Annotated in this window: 15 protein-coding genes; 2 read left to right on the top strand and 13 right to left on the bottom strand. The window is 74.9% G+C overall.

What is annotated here, in order from left to right; translation table 11 throughout:
- Nucleotides 1-78 precede the first annotated feature (78 nt).
- From ACFVVL_RS05805 to tsaB, 4 genes are read right to left on the bottom strand one after another with little or no spacing between them, the layout of a single operon-like run.
- Nucleotides 79-342, bottom strand: coding sequence for a hypothetical protein (locus tag ACFVVL_RS05805; RefSeq protein ID WP_380294369.1), 264 nt, complete (start codon nucleotides 340-342; stop codon nucleotides 79-81).
- Nucleotides 339-1427, bottom strand: coding sequence for a tRNA (adenosine(37)-N6)-threonylcarbamoyltransferase complex transferase subunit TsaD (gene tsaD, locus ACFVVL_RS05800; protein WP_387671562.1), 1089 nt, complete (start codon nucleotides 1425-1427; stop codon nucleotides 339-341). The genes ACFVVL_RS05805 and tsaD overlap by 4 nt, the downstream gene beginning before the upstream one ends.
- The gene (gene rimI / locus ACFVVL_RS05795; protein WP_387671726.1) at nucleotides 1420-1953 is read right to left on the bottom strand and encodes a ribosomal protein S18-alanine N-acetyltransferase; all 534 of its coding nucleotides are present in this window, start codon (nucleotides 1951-1953) and stop codon (nucleotides 1420-1422) included. The genes tsaD and rimI overlap by 8 nt, the downstream gene beginning before the upstream one ends.
- Before the next feature lie 59 nt (nucleotides 1954-2012).
- Nucleotides 2013-2669 (bottom strand): tRNA (adenosine(37)-N6)-threonylcarbamoyltransferase complex dimerization subunit type 1 TsaB, encoded by a 657-nt coding sequence (gene tsaB / locus ACFVVL_RS05790; RefSeq protein WP_380294371.1) that lies wholly within the window; start codon nucleotides 2667-2669, stop codon nucleotides 2013-2015.
- 205 nt (nucleotides 2670-2874) lie between these two features.
- Here tsaB and ACFVVL_RS05785 point away from each other — a divergent pair, with 205 nt between their 5' ends.
- On the top strand, nucleotides 2875-3510 hold the full coding sequence (locus ACFVVL_RS05785) for a hypothetical protein (RefSeq protein ID WP_387671724.1): 636 nt from the start codon (nucleotides 2875-2877) through the stop codon (nucleotides 3508-3510).
- A 34-nt stretch (nucleotides 3511-3544) separates the two neighbouring features.
- On the opposite strand, the gene ACFVVL_RS05780 is transcribed toward ACFVVL_RS05785, so the two are convergent.
- From ACFVVL_RS05780 to glmS, 6 genes are all read right to left on the bottom strand, one after another.
- Nucleotides 3545-3760 carry a hypothetical protein gene (locus ACFVVL_RS05780; RefSeq protein ID WP_387671560.1) on the bottom strand — a complete coding sequence of 72 codons (216 nt, stop codon included), beginning with the start codon at nucleotides 3758-3760 and terminating at the stop codon, nucleotides 3545-3547.
- A 118-nt stretch (nucleotides 3761-3878) separates the two neighbouring features.
- Entirely contained in the window at nucleotides 3879-4379 is a 501-nt protein-coding gene (tsaE, locus tag ACFVVL_RS05775; protein ID WP_380294372.1) for a tRNA (adenosine(37)-N6)-threonylcarbamoyltransferase complex ATPase subunit type 1 TsaE, read from the bottom strand.
- Between the two features lie 121 nt (nucleotides 4380-4500).
- On the bottom strand, nucleotides 4501-5715 hold the full coding sequence (locus tag ACFVVL_RS05770; protein ID WP_387671558.1) for an alpha/beta fold hydrolase: 1215 nt from the start codon (nucleotides 5713-5715) through the stop codon (nucleotides 4501-4503).
- Complete coding sequence (gene alr, locus ACFVVL_RS05765) at nucleotides 5712-6884, bottom strand: alanine racemase (protein ID WP_380294377.1); 1173 nt, start codon at nucleotides 6882-6884, stop codon at nucleotides 5712-5714. The genes ACFVVL_RS05770 and alr overlap by 4 nt, the downstream gene beginning before the upstream one ends.
- A gap of 121 nt (nucleotides 6885-7005) precedes the next feature.
- Nucleotides 7006-8592: an NAD(P)H-hydrate dehydratase gene (locus ACFVVL_RS05760; protein WP_387671556.1), complete on the bottom strand. Its 1587-nt coding sequence runs from the start codon at nucleotides 8590-8592 to the stop codon at nucleotides 7006-7008.
- 243 nt (nucleotides 8593-8835) lie between these two features.
- Nucleotides 8836-10692, bottom strand: a complete 1857-nt coding sequence (glmS, locus tag ACFVVL_RS05755; protein WP_380292262.1) for a glutamine--fructose-6-phosphate transaminase (isomerizing) — start codon at nucleotides 10690-10692, stop codon at nucleotides 8836-8838.
- A gap of 99 nt (nucleotides 10693-10791) precedes the next feature.
- Between glmS and coaA the strand changes: the two genes are divergently transcribed.
- Nucleotides 10792-11787 carry a type I pantothenate kinase gene (gene coaA, locus ACFVVL_RS05750; protein ID WP_380292260.1) on the top strand — a complete coding sequence of 332 codons (996 nt, stop codon included), beginning with the start codon at nucleotides 10792-10794 and terminating at the stop codon, nucleotides 11785-11787.
- A 64-nt stretch (nucleotides 11788-11851) separates the two neighbouring features.
- Here the strand turns inward: coaA and glmM are convergent, their stop codons facing one another.
- The 3 genes from glmM to rplM all read right to left on the bottom strand — a co-directional run bounded on the left by glmM (nucleotide 11852) and on the right by rplM (nucleotide 14380).
- Nucleotides 11852-13216 (bottom strand): phosphoglucosamine mutase, encoded by a 1365-nt coding sequence (gene glmM / locus ACFVVL_RS05745; protein WP_380292258.1) that lies wholly within the window; start codon nucleotides 13214-13216, stop codon nucleotides 11852-11854.
- 170 nt (nucleotides 13217-13386) lie between these two features.
- Entirely contained in the window at nucleotides 13387-13890 is a 504-nt protein-coding gene (gene rpsI / locus ACFVVL_RS05740) for a 30S ribosomal protein S9 (RefSeq protein WP_030300426.1), read from the bottom strand.
- A gap of 46 nt (nucleotides 13891-13936) precedes the next feature.
- Nucleotides 13937-14380: a 50S ribosomal protein L13 gene (rplM, locus tag ACFVVL_RS05735; RefSeq protein WP_030055846.1), complete on the bottom strand. Its 444-nt coding sequence runs from the start codon at nucleotides 14378-14380 to the stop codon at nucleotides 13937-13939.
- Nucleotides 14381-14544 lie beyond the last annotated feature (164 nt).

The following is a 14544-nucleotide window of genomic DNA, read 5'->3' as shown; positions in this document are numbered from 1 at the left end:
GTTCAGCGATCTCGCTCGCTAGCACGGTAACGGTCGGACGTTCGGTTCCCGGTCGGGCGTGCGAACGGCTGCCGGGGGCTACTCCACGTGCTCGCTGGTGAAGGACCAGCGGTGCACCGGACGGCCCAGCAGCGCGGCGGGCGGCTCGGCCACCGGCACCGGCTCGCCGGACCACCAGGTGATCAGCAGCACGCGCTCGCCGGGAGCGGCGAACAGCTCGCTGCGCAGCAGCCCGGGACGGCCGCGCAGCGCGGGCAGCGCGCTCTCCCGCACCCACGCGGAGAGCTCGGCGCCGCGCCCGTCGGCGGCCCGGGCCTCCCACATCGCGGCGGTGGTGGTCACCGCCCGCCGCCCAGCGCCCGGTAGGCCTCGCCGTGGACGTCGGTGTGCGGAACGTGGACCTCGGTGACGGGCAGCGAGGAGTCCGCCGACAGGTCGAAGGAGGACGGCGCGCGGTCGCGCCAGACCATCTCGGAGCCGAGCGCGGCGACCATCGCGCCGTTGTCGGTGCACAGGCCCGGACGCGGCACCCGCAGCCGGATGCCGGCCCGGTCGCAGCGCTGCTGGGCCATCTCGCGCAGCCGGGAGTTGGCCGCCACGCCGCCGCCGATCATCAGGTGGTCGACGCCGTTGTCCTTGCAGGCCTTGACCGCCTTGCGGGTCAGCACGTCGGTGACCGCCTCCTGGAAGGACGCCGCGACGTCGGCGACCGGCACGTCCTCGCCGGCCCGTCGCTTCGCCTCCACCCAGCGGGCGACGGCGGTCTTCAGGCCGGAGAAGGAGAAGTCGTACTCCGGGTCCTTGGGGCCGGTCAGGCCGCGCGGGAAGGCGATCGCCTTGCGGTCGCCCTCGCGGGCGGTGCGGTCCACCACCGGGCCGCCGGGGAAGCCCAGCCCGAGCACCCGGGCCACCTTGTCGAAGGCCTCGCCGGCCGCGTCGTCGATGGTGGCGCCGAGCGGGCGGACGTCGCTGGTGATGTCCTCGCTGAGCAGCAGCGAGGAGTGCCCGCCGGAGACCAGCAGGGCCATCGTCGGGGACGGCAGGCGGCCGTGCTCCAGCTGGTCCACGCAGATGTGCGAGGCGAGGTGGTTGACGCCGTACAGCGGCTTGTCCAGGGCCCACGCGTACGCCTTGGCGGCGCTCACGCCGACCAGCAGCGCGCCGGCCAGGCCGGGGCCCGCGGTGACGGCGATGCCGTCCAGGTCGCCCGCCTTGACGCCCGCGGTGTCCAGGGCGCGCTGGATGGTGGGGACCATCGCCTCCAGGTGCGCGCGGCTGGCGATCTCGGGGACGACGCCGCCGAAGCGGGCGTGGTCGTTGACGCTGGACGCCACCGCGTCGGCGAGCAGCGTGGTGCCGCGCACGATGCCGACGCCGGTCTCGTCGCAGGAGGTCTCGATGCCGAGGACGAGCGGTTCGTCAGCCATGGGGGGTGTCCTTCTTCACGTCCGGTCGCGGGTGGCCCGCGGGTTCGTCGAGGTCTTCGGGGGCGGCGGCGCCGTCGACGGCGGCGGCCGCGAGGTCGAGGCGCATCACCAGCGCGTCGATGCCGGCGGGCTGGTAGTAGCCGCGCCGGATGCCGACCGGCTCGAAACCGAAGCGCTCGTAGAGCCGCTGGGCGCGGGCGTTGTCCACCCGCACCTCCAGCAGCAGGTCCGCGCAGCCGCGCCGGGCGGCCTCCCGGACCAGGTCGGCGAGCAGCGCCGCGCCGAGTCCGGTGCCCTGGTGGCGGCCGTCGACGGCGATGGTCTGGACGTCGCCCTCGCCGGCCACCGCCATCAGCCCGGCGTAGCCGACGAGCGTGCCGTCCGGGGTGACGGCGACGGTGTAGTGGCGGGTGCCGCCGGGGCGGGCCTCGGCCAGCTCGGACCAGAACATGCCGGCGGACCAGGCGTCCTCGGGGAACAGCTCCTGTTCCAGCGCCAGCACCGGGGCGAGGTCCCACCAGCGCATCGGGCGCAGGGCGGCGGCGGGGACGCCGGTGCGCACGGCCCCGTCGGTGCTCGGGCCGGTCACGCCGGGAGCACCGCCTTGTAGCCGGCCGGCACCTGGGCGTCCGGGCGGCGCAGGTAGAGCGGGGCGTTGGGCAGCAGGGCCCGGCCGGCGGCCAGCTCGGCGGCGGCGAAGTCGGCGAGCGCGCCGGCCGAGACGTGCTCGGGGCCGTGCGCGCCGGGGAAGGCGTCCGGGTAGAGCAGCGCACCGGCGCCGACCGAGCGCGCCGGCGGCGTCAGGTCGCCCGGGCGGTCCACCGAGGGGCCCTCGGTCCGGCGGCCCTCGGCGTCGTAGGCGGCCCAGTAGACCTCCTTGCGGCGCGCGTCGGTGGCCACCGTGAACGGCTCGCCGGCCAGGCCCTCGGCGCGGGCCCGGTGGGCGATCGCGTCCAGGGTGCAGACGCCGTGCACCGGCAGGTCCAGGGCGTGGCCCAGCGCGGCGGCGGTCACCAGGCCGACCCGCAGGCCGGTGTACGGGCCCGGGCCGACGCCCACGGCGATGCCGGTCAGCCGGTGCTTGTCGACACCGGCCGCCCGCAGCACCTGGTCGATCGCGGGCAACAGGAGTTCGCCGTGGCGCCTGGCGTCGACCTGGTCGGTCTCGGCGAGGACGGCCGTGCCGTCGTGGACGGCGGCGGTGACGGCGGGGGTAGCGGTGTCGAACGCGAGCAGCAGCACGGGTCAAGGTTAGACCGGTCGGGCGGTGACCGGTCCTGCGGCGACCGGCGGGGCGCGCTCCCGCCCCGCCGCCGGTGTGCGCCGCACGACCGAAAACCCGCAGCATGGCGGAACACACGTCCGACGAGATGCGGACCGGACGGGCGAACCTGGCACGATGGGGCCGACGGTTTCAGGGACGGCGGTGGGAGCACACGTGGCGAAGATGGGTCCTGGAGTGGTGGTCACGGGGCTGACCCTGGGGGCCCTGGCGGTGGTGAGCCTGCTGGCCTTCCAGGCCAACGGCGCGCAGGACCGCGCGGTCGCCGCCGATCCCGGCGCGAGCACCTCCGCCCCGTCCACCGGGCCGGCCGCCTCGGCCACCCCGACCACCACGCCGACGCCGACCGCCCCGGCGCTGCCCACCGCGGGCACCGGCACCGGCCTGCGGGTCGTCTACTCGGTCAGCGGGCACTACGTCTGGCTGATCGACCCGAAGAAGACCCCCCAGGTGGTGGCCGCCTTCCCGGTCACCCCGGGCACCGTGGAGCCGGCCCCCGGCAGCTACCCCGTCTACAGCCGCACCCAGTCCGGCACCGGCACCGACGGCAAGCAGATCGAGCACGTGGTGCGGTTCGCCCAGCAGAACGGCGTGGTGTTCGGCTTCAGCGCGGCCGTCGACGGTGCCACCGGCACGCCGGCCGCCGCCCCGACCGCGTCCGCGTCCGCGTCGGGAACGCCCTCCGCGATCGGGGGCGGCGACTCGAAGGCCAAGACCGGCGGCATCCGCAGCAGCCGGGCCGACGGCCAGCTGCTCTGGGACTTCGCGCCGAAGGACACCAAGGTCGTCGTGATCGCCTGACCCCGGCCGGGGGGGCGGGCGGGCGCTGCGGTGGCTACGCGGCGCGGCGGGTGTCGTGCGCGCCGCCGTCCGCCGGTTCCCCGGGCCGCGGGCTCCCCGCCGGGCGGCGTCCGGGCGGGGTGGAAACCGCTTCCGCCGCCGCACAGGCGGCCAGCAGGGCCCGCATCGGCTCGCCCTCGGCACGTCGGTCGGGCCCCTCGGCCCCGGTCCCGCGCGGTTCGCGCTCCGGGGCGGGCGTGGTGCTCGGCATGGCGCCTCCTAGTTAGGCAGACCTAACCTCAGAACCCATCCCACCACGCCCGGGACCCCGACCGCAACATCTTCCCGACGGACTGTCGGCAAACCGTGACCCGGGCCGGGCGGCTCCCTCAGGCCAGCACCGACAGGTCGACGCCGGCCCAGCGCGGGCCGATGCCGGTCAGCCGGACCCGGCGCGGGTCCAGGTCGCCCTCCGCCGCCGCCTCGGCGCCGACGGCCCGCTCGATCCGGACCTCCAGGCGGTCCTCCGAGAGCCGCTCGACCTTGCCCTCGCCCCACTCGACCACCACCACCGACTCGGGCAGCGAGACGTCGAGGTCGAGGTCCTCCATCTCGTCGAGGTCCCCGCCCAGCCGGTAGGCGTCGACGTGCACCAGCGCCGGGCCGCCGACCAGCGACGGGTGCACCCGGGCGATCACGAAGGTCGGCGAGGTGACCGCGCCGCGCACCCGGAGCCCCTCGCCGAGGCCCCGGGTCAGCGTGGTCTTCCCCGCGCCCAGCTCGCCGGAGAGCAGCACCAGGTCCCCCGGGCGCAGCAGCGCGGCCAGCTCCCGGCCGAGCCGGCCCATCCGGTCGGGGGTGGCGGCGGTGAGAGTGGCGTGCGAGCCCATGCGTGAATCAAGCCCTTCGGTCCGTACGGCGGCGCACCGGCTCTCGGGCGCCCCCGCTACCGTGCCACATCGCCGGCCCCGGCCGCGCCGGGCGTCCGCCGGCCGCCGCCCGCCGGGCGCGCTACGGCTCGCCGACCGCCGGGGGCGCCGGCGGGACGACGGCACCGCGGAAGCGGGCGGCCCGTTCGAACAGCGCGGCCAGCCGGCCGTCGACCGCGTCGGGGCGCTCCAGCATCACCAGGTGCCCGGCGTCCTCGACCAGGACCAGTTCGGCGCCCGGCAGCTGTTCGGCCATCACCTCGCCGTGGCCGGGCGGGGTGAGCAGGTCCTTGGTGCCGGTCAGCACCAGCACCGGGATGCCGCGCAGCGCGGCGAGGGCCGCGGTCTTCTCGTGCGCCGAGAACACCGGGTAGAACTCGGCCACCACGTCGATCGGGGTGGCGTCCAGCATCTGCTCGGCGAACCGGGCCACGCCCGGGTCGACGTCCTTCGCGCCGAAGGAGAACCGCCGGTAGAAGACGGCGCTGACGTCCGAGCCCAGCCGGCGGGTGGCCTCCACCAGGTCCGTCTGACGGCCGAGCAGCTTCATCATGCCCGGCGCGACCCGGCGGAACAGCCGGGCACCCGCCTGGGGCAGGCCGAAGGTGACGGCGTCCCAGTTCCCGGCCAGGGTGCCGATCAGCGCCACGCCGGCGACCCGCTCGCGGAACAGCTCGGGGTGCTGGTCGGCCAGCGCCATCACCGTCATGCCGCCCATCGAGTGGCCGACCAGGACCAGCGGGCCGGTCGGCGCGACGGCGTCGATCACCGCCTTGAGGTCACCGCCCAGCTGGTCGATGCCGGCGGGCTCGCCGGCCAGGAAGGAGCGGGAGCGCTCGGAGCGGCCGTGGCTGCGCTGGTCCCAGAAGACCAGGCGCGGACCGTCGCGGAAGGCGGCGCGCTGGAAGTGCCAGCTGTCCTGGTTGAGGCAGTAGCCGTGGCAGAAGACCACGGTCAGCGGCTCGGGCGCACCCGCCGCACCGGCTCCGTCCGGCTCCGGTCCGTCCAGCTCGACGTACAGCTCGGTGCCGTCCGCGGCGGCGACGGTGCGGGGGCGGCCGCGCAGCGAGCCGTACGGGGCCTTGGCGTCCAGCTCGGCGCGGGCCCGGCGGCGCATCGTCCGCCCGACCGTCAGCCGTTCGATCGCCACGCCCGCGGCGGCGCCGGCCGCGAGCACACCGACCGAGATGCCGATCAGACCGGCCCGGCTCACCCCGGTGGCCGTCCCGGCCGCCTTGACGGCGCGGGCCACGCCGCCGACCGCCCCGGCCGCATCGGCTCCGGGCTGCCCGCTCATCCGAGCGGGTCCTCGTCCAGGCCGCCGACGTAGCGGCGCGGCACCCGGGAGCCGATCCGGGTCACGATCTCGTAGGAGATGGTGCCGCAGGCGCGGCCCCAGTCCTCGGCGGTCGGCTCGCCGCGGTCGCCGTTGCCGAAGACGAGCACCTCGTCGCCGATCTCCGGGGTGTCGCCGCCGAGGTCGACGACGAACTGGTCCATCGCCACCCGGCCGGCCACGGTGCGCCACTTGCCGTCGATCTGCACCGGGCCGATGCCGCTGGCGTGCCGGGGGACGCCGTCGCCGTAGCCGAGCGGGACGAGGCCCAGCGTGGTCGGGCCGGGGGTGGTGTAGTGGTGGCCGTAGCTGACGCCGTGGCCGCCGGGGACGTGCTTGACCAGGGCCAGCCGGGCGGTCAGCGACATCACCGGGCGCAGGCCGAAGTCGGCCGGCGAGCCGACCTCCGGGACCGGCGAGAGCCCGTACATCGCGAGGCCGGTGCGGACCATGTCGAAGTGCGACTGCGGGAGCAGCAGGGTGGCGGGCGAGTTGGCCAGGTGCCGCACCTCGGGCCGCAGGCCGGCCGCCTCGGCGGTGGCCAGGGCGGCGCGGTAGGCGTCCAGCTGGGCCTGGATGGAGGGGTGGCCGGGCTCGTCGGCGGCGGCGAAGTGCGACCAGACGCCGACCACGGTGAGCAGGCCGTCCAGCTCGGCGCGGCGGGCGGCGGCGACCAGCTCGGGCCAGTCGTGCGGCTGGCAGCCGTTGCGGCCGAGGCCGGTGTCGGCCTTGAGGTGGACCCGGGCCGGGATGCCGGTGGCGCGCACGGCGGCGAGCAGTTCGGTGAGCGCCCACCGGCCGCTGACCGAGATGTCGAGGTCGGCGAAGAGGGCCTCGCGCCAGGGGCCGCCGGGGGTCCACAGCCAGCACAGGATGCGGGCCCGGTCCGGCCCGATGCCGGCGGCGCGCAGCGCGAGCGCCTCCTCCGGCGTCGCGGTGCCCAGCCAGCGGACCCCTGCCGCGACCGCCTCCCGGGCGCACCGGACGGCGCCGTGCCCGTAGGCGTCCGCCTTGACCGCGGCCATCACCGAGGCGCCGCCGACCCGCTCGCGCAGCGCGTCGAGGTTGCCGCGCAGGGCGGCGAGGTCGATGGTCGCCTCGGCCCGCGCGCCTTCGGTGAGCGTGGGCATCACGGTCGTCTTCGCAGTTGTCATCAGGGTCAGTCTCCCAGACGTCCCAGGGTCCTCGCCGAACGGCCCGTCGGCGCACCGCTCCCCCCGCAACCCCCACCCCCCTCCGGACGCCCACGCGTCACCCCCGGTTCCCTCCCGGGCCCGGCCCCGCCCGCCATGTACGGACCGGTCCGGCGCCCCGCCCCGGGACGTCCCGGGCGGACGGCTCCGGCGCCGCCGTGCGGACGTCGTTCCAGGCGGCGGGGAGGGCGGCCGCCACGTCGAGGGCGGTCACGGGGGCGCCGGGAGCGGCCGCGGCGCGGCGGGCGGCGAGGCCGTGCAGGTAGGCGGCCACCGAGGCGGCGTCCAGCGGGGACAGGCCCGCGGCGAGCAGCGAGCCGGCCAGGCCGGCCAGGACGTCCCCGCTGCCGGCCGTCGCCAGCCAGGAGGTGCCGGTCGGGTTCACCCGCACGGCGCCGCCCGGATCGGCGACCACCGTGGTCGAGCCCTTCAGCAGCACCGTCGCCCGGTACGCCGCCGCGAGCCGCCGCGCCGTGGCCAGCCGGGCGGCCGCCAGCTCCTCGGCGGCCGGCGGCCGGGCGGCGCCCCCGCCGCCCCCGCCGTCCGCCCCGGCGAGCAGCCGGGCGGCCTCGCCCGTGTGCGGGGTCAGCAGCGTCGGCGCCGTCCGCCCCGCCAGCGCGTCCGGCCCGAGCCGGGCCAGCTCGGTCAGCCCGTCCGCGTCCACCAGCACCGGCACGTCGGCCGCCAGCGCCTCCGCGAGCGCCCGCCCGGCCCCCTCGCCGCCGCCCGGCCCGACCACCCAGGCCTGCACCCGCCCCGCCCCGGCCGGCCCGCCCTCGGTGACCAGCGCCTCCGGGAAGCGCCGCACCACCTCCTCGGCAGCCGTCCCCACGTACCGCACCGCGCCCGCGCCGCCGCGCAGCGCCCCGGCGACCGCCAGCAGCGCCGCCCCCGGGTAGCGCGCCGACCCGGCCGCCACCCCGACCACCCCGCGCCGGTACTTGTCGCTCTCCGCCCCCGGCACCGGCAGCAGTGCGGCCACGTCCGCGTGCTGCGGCGCCAGGACCTCCGCCGCCGGCAGCTCCAGCCCGATCCCCACCAGCTGCACCGCCCCGGCGTACGAGGCCCCCGGATCGATCAGCAGCCCGGGCTTGTACGTACCGAAGCAGACCGTCACGTCAGCCCGCAGCGCCACGCCCGCGACCTCGCCGGTGTCGGCGTCCACCCCGCTGGGCACGTCGACGGCCACCACCGCCCCGGACCGCACGGCCCGCGCGTACGGCTGGGCCTCCGGCCGCAGCCCGCCCTTCCCCCCGATGCCGACGATGCCGTCCAGCACCAGGTCCGCGCGCGAGAAGTCGGCCAGGCCGGCCTCCTGCTCCGCGACCACCCGCCCGCCGGCCGCCCGCAGCGCCGCGAGCCCGGCGGCGTGCGCCCGCGCCGGGGCGAGCAGCACCGCCGACACCCGCGCCCCGCGCCGCGCCAGCGCCGCACCCGCGTACAGTGCGTCACCCCCGTTGTCCCCGCTGCCCGCCAGCACCACCACCCGGCTGCCGTACACCCGCCCACGACGGCCGGTCAGCAGCCGCGCGCAGGTCGCGGCGAGCCCGACGGCGGCCCGCTGCATCAGCGTCCCTGCGGGAAGCCTGGCCATCGCCGCGGCCTCGGCGGCCCGGACGACTTCGACGCGATGGGCGTGACGCATGCGGGGACTCCTTCAGCGGTCGGCTACCGCCGACGCTAGGTCCTCTCGTCCGGATCACGCCAGGCGGCCGCCGCCGGAGCACGCACCTCGCCGGCTGGTCGTCGGCCGCCGACGGCCCCCGGCCCGGCGGCCGGGAGGCACCCCCACCGGTCCGGGCCGCCCGGCCTGCCCGCGCCGTTCGCGTTCACGCCCGACACGGCGCCCCTGCGCCGGCACGCAGCCACCGCAGGGGCACCGGGCGGACTACTCGACGGTGACCGACTTCGCGAGGTTGCGCGGCTGGTCGACCTCGTGGCCCTTGGCCGTGGCGAGCTCGCAGGCGAAGACCTGCAGCGGCACGGTGGAGACCAGCGGCTGCAGCAGGGTCGGCGTGACCGGGATGCGGATCAGGTGGTCGGCGTACGGGACGACCGCCTCGTCGCCCTCCTCCGCGATCACGATGGTCCGCGCACCGCGGGCCCGGATCTCCTGGATGTTGGAGACGATCTTGTCATGCAGGATCGAACGGCCGCGCGGCGACGGCACGACGACCACGACCGGCAGCCCCTCCTCGATCAGCGCAATGGGCCCGTGCTTCAGCTCGCCGGCCGCGAAGCCCTCGGCGTGCATGTAGGCGAGCTCCTTGAGCTTGAGCGCGCCCTCCAGGGCCACCGGGAAGCCGACGTGCCGGCCCAGGAACAGCACCGAGCGCGCGTCCGCCAGGGAGCGGGCCAGCTCGCGCACCGGCTCCATGGTCTCCAGCACCTGCTCGACCTGCTTCGGCGCGTCGCCGAGCTCCTTGATGACGGCGAGGATCTCGTCGCCCCACTTGGTGCCGCGCACCTGGCCCAGGTACAGCGCCACCAGGTAGCAGGCCACCAGCTGGGTCAGGAACGCCTTCGTGGAGGCGACGGCCACCTCGGGACCGGCGTGGGTGTACAGCACCGCGTCCGACTCGCGCGGGATGGTCGAGCCGTTGGTGTTGCAGATCGCCAGCACCTTGGCGCCCTGCTCGCGCGCGTGCCGCAGCGCCATCAGGGTGTCCATGGTCTCGCCGGACTGCGAGATGGCGATGACCAGCGTGCCCGGCCCCATGATCGGGTCGCGGTAGCGGAACTCGGAGGCGACCTCCACCTCGCACGGGATCCGGGTCCAGTGCTCGATCGCGTACTTGGCGATCATGCCCGCGTGGAAGGCGGTGCCGCAGGCGACGATGACGACCTTGTCGACCGAACGCAGGTCGGTGTCGGACATCCGCAGCTCGTCGAGGGTGAGCCGGCCGTCGGTGCCGATCCGGCCGAGCAGGGTGTCGGCGACGGCCTTCGGCTGCTCGGCGATCTCCTTGAGCATGAAGTAGTCGTAGCCGCCCTTCTCGGCGGCCGAGGCGTCCCAGTCGACGTGGTACTCGCGCACGTCGGCGGGGGTGCCGTCGAAGTTGGTCACCGTCACGCCGTCCCGGCGCAGCTCGACGACCTGGTCCTGGCCCAGCTCGACCGCCTCGCGGGTGTGCGCGATGAACGCGGCGACGTCGGAGGCGAGGAAGTTCTCGCCCTCGCCGCGCCCGACCACCAGCGGCGAGTTGCGACGGGCGCCGACCACCACGTCCGGGGCGTCGGCGTGCGCCGCGACCAGGGTGAAGGCGCCCTCCAGCCGGCGGCAGACCGCCCGCATGGCCTCCGCCAGGTCGCCCCGGAACTCCTCGCCGAGCAGGTGCGCGACGACCTCGGTGTCGGTCTCCGAGCGCAGCGTGTGGCCGCGCTCGGCCAGCTCGGCGCGGAGCTGGGCGAAGTTCTCGATGATGCCGTTGTGGACGACCGCCACCCGGGCGGCGTCGTCCAGGTGGGGGTGGGCGTTGGCGTCCGTCGGACCGCCGTGGGTGGCCCAGCGGGTGTGGCCGATGCCGGTGGTGCCGCCGGGAAGAGGGGTCTCGGCGAGCGACTTCTCCAGGTTCGCGAGCTTGCCGGCCCGCTTGTCGGTGGCGAGGCTCCACTGCCCGTCGGAGCCCTGCACCTGCACCGCGACACCGGCCGAGTCGTAACCCCGGTACTCCAGTCGCTGCAGGCCTGCGATTACTACGTCAAGGGCGGGCTGGGAGCCCACGTATCCAACAATTCCGCACATGCGTGCCAGCATAAGGGCGCCCCGTGCGCCCGTTTCGCACGGTTCGCCCGCGGGCCGTGACCGACACCACAACCACCCCGAACGGCGCTACGGCCCACAATGGAGCATGTGCTGACCGAACTCTGTACGCGGGGCGACACCACGCCCGGCCCTTCGCCGTCCCCCTACGTGGACCTCAGCCGGGCCGAGTGGAGCGCACTGCGCGAGCGTACGCCGCTGCCGCTGACCGCCGAGGAGGTGGAGCGGCTGCGCGGTCTCGGCACCGCCCTCGACCTCGACGAGGTCCGGGACGTCTACCTGCCGCTGTCGCGGCTGCTGAACCTCTACATCCACGCCACGCACGAGCTGCGCGGCGCACTGGGCACCTTCCTGGACACCCCGGACACCGAGCGCACCCGCACGCCGTTCATCATCGGCGTGGCCGGCTCGGTCGCGGTCGGCAAGTCCACCACCGCCCGCCTGCTGCAGGCCCTGCTGGCCCGCTGGCCGGAGCACCCCCGGGTCGAGCTGGTCACCACCGACGGCTTCCTGCTGCCCAACGCCGAGCTGCGCCGGCGCGGCCTGATGGCCCGCAAGGGGTTCCCCGAGTCCTACGACCGCCGGGCGCTGATGCGCTTCGTCGCGGACGTGAAGGCCGGCAAGGAGCGGGTCACCGCGCCGGTCTACTCCCACCTGGTGTACGACATCGTGCCGGACCGCCGGCTCACCGTGGAGCGCCCGGACATCCTCATCGTCGAGGGCCTGAACGTGCTCCAGCCGGCCCTGCCCGGCACCGACGGCCGCACCCGCCTCGCGGTGGCCGACTACTTCGACTTCTCCATCTACGTCGACGCCCGCACCGACGACATCGAGAGCTGGTACCTGGACCGCTTCCGCAAGCTGCGGCAGACCGCCTTCCAGGACCCGAACTCCTACTTCCGCCGCTTCACGGAGGTGCCGGAGGAGGAGGCGATGGAGTACGGCCGTCAGGTCTGGCGCACCATCAACCGGCCCAACCTGCTGGAGAACGTGCTGCCGACCCGCGGCCGGGCCACCCTGATCCTGCAGAAGGGCGCGGACCACAAGGTCCGCCGCGCGCTGCTGCGCAAGCTCTGAGCGGACGACGGCAGGGCCCCCGCCGCGCGCGTGCGCGGCGGGGGCCCTGCCGTTGCGGGACCGGTCAGCCCAGGTAGGTGCGGACCGCGGTGGCCAGCGTCTGCGCGACGGACTGCGCCTGCACCTCGTCGGCCGCCTCGACCATCACCCGGACGAGCGGCTCGGTGCCCGAGGGGCGCAGCAGGACCCGGCCGGTGGCGCCCAGCTCGGCCTCGGCCGCCGAGACCGCGGCGGACAGCTCCACGCAGGTCGCGACCCGGGCCTTGTCGACGCCCTTGACGTTGATCAGCACCTGCGGCAGCCGGGTCATCACGGCGGCCAGGTCGGCCAGCGGCTGCTTGGTCGCCGCCAGCCGGGCACCCAGCATCAGGCCGGTCAGGGTGCCGTCGCCGGTGGTCGCGTGGTCCAGCAGGATGACGTGGCCGGACTGCTCGCCGCCCAGCGCGAAGCCGTGCTCCTTCATCGCCTCCAGCACGTACCGGTCGCCGACGGCGGTCTCCACGAGTTCGACGCCCTCGCGCTCCATGGCCAGCTTGAAGCCCAGGTTGGACATCACGGTGGCAACCGCGGTGTTGCGGCGCAGCGTGCCGGCCTCCTTCATGGCGACGGCCAGGATCGCGATGATCTGGTCGCCGTCGACCTCGTTGCCGTCCGCGTCGGCGGCCAGGCAGCGGTCGGCGTCGCCGTCCAGCGCGATGCCGAGGTCGGCCGCGTGCTCGCGCATGGCGACGCGCAGCCGGTCCAGGTGGGTGGAGCCGACGCCGTCGTTGATGTTGAGGCCGGTGGGCTCGGCGCCCAGGGTGTGCACGACCTCGGCGCCGGCCCGGGCGAAGGCCTCGGGGGCGACGTACGCGGCCGCGCCGTGCGCGCCGTCGATGACGACCCGGATGCCGTCCAGGCGGTTGGGCAGCACGCCGATGAGGTGGGCGACGTACTTGTCGAAGCCCTCGGTGTACTCCCGGACCCGGCCGACGGCCGCGCCGGTCGGGCGGTTCCACTCCTCGCCGCCCGCCGCGTGCTTGTGGTAGTGGGCCTCGATGGCGTCCTCGATCCGGTCGTCCAGCTTGTGGCCGCCGCGGGCGAGGAACTTGATGCCGTTGTCCGGCATGGCGTTGTGGCTGGCGGAGAGCATCACGCCGAAGTCGGCGCCGAGCGCGCCGGTGAGGTACGCCACCGCCGGGGTGGGCAGCACACCGACCCGCAGGACGTCGACACCCGCGCTGGCCAGGCCGGCGATGACCGCGGCCTCCAGGAACTCGCCCGAGGCGCGCGGATCGCGGCCGACCACCGCGACCGGCCGGTGACCGTCGAAGGCCCCCGCCTCGCCGAGCACGTGCGCCGCCGCGACGGACAGGCCGAGCGCCAGCTCCGCCGTCAGTCCCTCGTTGGCCACACCGCGTACGCCGTCCGTACCGAAGAGTCGTCCCACTGTCCCGTCCTCCATCGCCGCAATGCCTTGCAGTGAATCCGATCGAATCCCCGGGCTCCGCACAATGGCCGGGGAACACGACGCCCCGGAGTACACGGGGTACTCCGGGGCGTGTAGAGCGCATCCAGGGGCGTGCACCACCAGGGCGGTACGCACCCCCGGGGGCGCAATTAGCGCTTGCTGTACTGCGGCGCCTTGCGGGCCTTCTTCAGACCGGCCTTCTTGCGCTCGACGGCGCGGGCGTCACGGGTCAGGAAGCCGGCCTTCTTGAGGGCGCCGCGGTTGTTGTCCACGTCGGCCTCGTTCAGGGCACGGGCCACGCCGAGGCGCAGCGCGTAGGCCTGGCCGGACACGCCGCCGCCGGTGATGCGGGCGACGACGTCGTAACGGCCGTCCAGCTCCAGGAGCTTGAAGGGCTCGTTCACGGTCTGCTGGTGCACCTTGTTGGGGAAGTAGTTCTCCAGGGTGCGACCGTTGATCTTCCACTGCCCGGTGCCCGGGACGATGCGCACGCGGGCGATCGCCTCCTTGCGACGGCCGAGGCCGGCGCCGGGGACGGCCTCGCCGAAGCGGCCGGCCAGGGACTCGGAGGTGTAGCTCTCCTCGGAGGTGTACTCGCCCTCGACGACGGTCTCGTCGAAGTCGACCTCAAGGGTTTCGGTGGTCTCGGCCACGGTGTTCCTCAGCTCTTTTCAGTGATGGGGGGCTTGGTGGCCGGAATTACTGCGCGACCTGGGTGATCTCGAACGGCACCGGCTGCTGGGCAGCGTGCGGGTGCTGGTCGCCCGAGTAGACCTTCAGCTTCGAGAGCATCTGACGGCCCAGGCTGTTCTTGGGGATCATGCCCTTGATGGCCTTCTCGACGGCCTTCTCCGGGTTGTTGGCCAGGAGGTCGTCGTAGCGGACCGAGCGGAGACCGCCCGGGAACCCGCTGTGGCGGTACGCCAGCTTCTGGGTCTTCTTGTTACCCGACAGGTGCACCTTGTCCGCGTTGATGATGATGACGAAGTCACCAGTGTCAACGTGCGGCGCGTAGATCGCCTTGTGCTTGCCCCGGAGGAGGTTGGCGGCCTGGGAGGCCAGGCGGCCGAGCACGACGTCGGTCGCGTCGATGACGTGCCACTGACGCTGGACGTCGCCGGGCTTGGGGCTGTACGTACGCACGGTCGTAGCCTTCGCTTTTCAGTGAGTGAGTCCTGACAGGAGCACCTGGAGGAGGGATCAGCCTGGCCGCCTTGGACGCAATTCAAGGGGGAGCCGCTGGTCGTCGACCCGATGTCTCCGGCGTACCGACCTCTCACGTGAGATAGAGCGAGCCAATACGCACA

The sequence above is a fragment of the Kitasatospora sp. NPDC058115 genome (assembly GCF_042884635.1).
GTDB lineage: Bacteria > Actinomycetota > Actinomycetes > Streptomycetales > Streptomycetaceae > Kitasatospora.
Note: the sequence above shows the minus strand (reverse complement) of the source record. Positions and strands in the feature narration are given on the sequence as shown.